This is a genomic window from Agromyces binzhouensis (assembly GCF_004135055.1).
GTDB lineage: Bacteria > Actinomycetota > Actinomycetes > Actinomycetales > Microbacteriaceae > Agromyces > Agromyces binzhouensis.
The window spans coordinates 1-1,477 of sequence record NZ_SDPL01000581.1 but is presented as its reverse complement, the minus strand read 5'-3'; the positions used below and the strand labels follow the sequence as shown (position 1 = coordinate 1,477).

At 75.4% G+C, this 1,477-nt stretch carries 2 protein-coding genes; both read left to right on the top strand.

The features are described from left to right. On the top strand, positions 1 to 541 hold a 541-nt coding region (locus tag ESO86_RS16880; protein ID WP_165308237.1), incomplete at its 5' end, for an ABC transporter ATP-binding protein. Continuing rightward, entirely contained in the window at positions 538 to 1,335 is a 798-nt protein-coding gene (locus ESO86_RS16875) for an energy-coupling factor transporter transmembrane component T family protein (protein WP_129235951.1), read from the top strand. The genes ESO86_RS16880 and ESO86_RS16875, both read left to right, overlap by 4 nt. The last annotated feature ends 142 nt before the right edge of the window (positions 1,336 to 1,477 follow it).

The window sequence follows — 1,477 nt, the reverse complement described above, 5'->3', positions numbered from 1 at the left end:
GCCGCGCGCGGGGCGGGTCGTCGCCGCCCCGACGCTCGCCCGCGGGATCGGCGACGCGCCGGTGCGATGGCGCTCCCGCGAACTGCTCACCCGCATCGGCACGGTGTTCCAGGAGCCCGAGCATCAGTTCGTCGCGACGACGGTCCGCGACGAGGTCGCCGTCGCGCCGCGCGCACTCGGCCTCGCCCCCGCGGAGGTCGACGCCCGCGTCGACGAGGTGCTCCAGCGGCTCCGCCTCGACCACCTCGCGGGCGCCAACCCCTTCACGCTCTCGGGCGGCGAGGCACGGCGCCTCACCGTCGGGGCGGTGCTGGCGACGCGACCGAGCGCGGTGATCCTCGACGAGCCCACGTTCGGCCAGGACCGGCTCGGCTGGATCGAACTCGTCCGGCTGCTGCACGAGCTCGTCCGCGAGGGCACCGCCCTGCTCTCGGTGACGCACGATGCGGCGTTCATCGCATCGCTCGGAGCACACCGCATCCGGCTCGATGCGCGCACGTCCGCCGACGCCCGGACCGCGGCCGGAGGTGGGCGCGGATGAGCACGATCGACGTCGCCGACGCGACACCCGCCCCGACCCTGCGCTTCGTCGATCGGGTCAACCCCGCCTCCCGGCTCGCCGCGGCGATGGTGCTGACGACGCCGCTGCTCGTCACGGTCGACTGGGTGAGCGCCGCGATCGCGCTCGCGATCCAGCTCGTGCTCTTCGCCCTCGCGGGCGTGACCCCCGCCCTGCTCGTGCGACGCACCTGGCCGATCCTCATCGCGGCGCCGCTCGCCGGCATCAGCATGCTGCTCTACGGCCGCCCGTCGGGCACGGTGTACGGCGAGTTCTGGCTGGCCAGGGTGACGGACGGGTCGATCCAGCTCGCGATCGCGGTGACCCTGCGCGTCCTCGCCATCGGCCTGCCCGCGGCGCTGCTGTTCCTCCGGGTCGATCCCACCGACCTCGCCGACGGCCTCGCCCAGGTGTGGCGCCTGCCCGCTCGCTTCGTGCTCGGCGCCCTCGCGGCCACGCGGCTCGTCGGACTCTTCGTGGAGGACTGGCGTGCCATGGCGCTCGCCCGCCGGGCGCGCGGCATCGGCGACCACGGCGCGGTGCGCCGCGCGGCGACGATGGCGTTCGCACTGCTCGTGCTCGCGATCCGACGCGGATCGAAGCTCGCGACCGCGATGGAGGCGCGCGGGTTCGGCGCCGACACGCCGAGGACCTGGGCGCGGCCGTCCACGGTCGGCGCTCCCGATGCGCTGCTCGTCCTGATCGCGGCCGCGATCGCTGCAGTGGCGATCGCCGGCGCAGTCTGGGCGGGAACGTACCACCCGGTGTGGGCGTGAACGCGGCCGGCGTGCTCGCGCTGCGCCCGGCGCTCGATGCGGTGCTCCGTGCGACGCGGGCCGGGCGGCATCCGCTCGTGCTCGTCGACGGGCCCAGCGGAGCCGGGAAGAGCACGTTCGCGGCCGCGCTCGTCGAGGCCTG

What these genes read in the sequence shown, in the direction of transcription:
- ESO86_RS16875 (WP_129235951.1), top strand. Translation starts at nt 538, where the DNA reads ATGAGCACGATCGACGTCGCCGACGCGACACCCGCCCCGACCCTGCGC.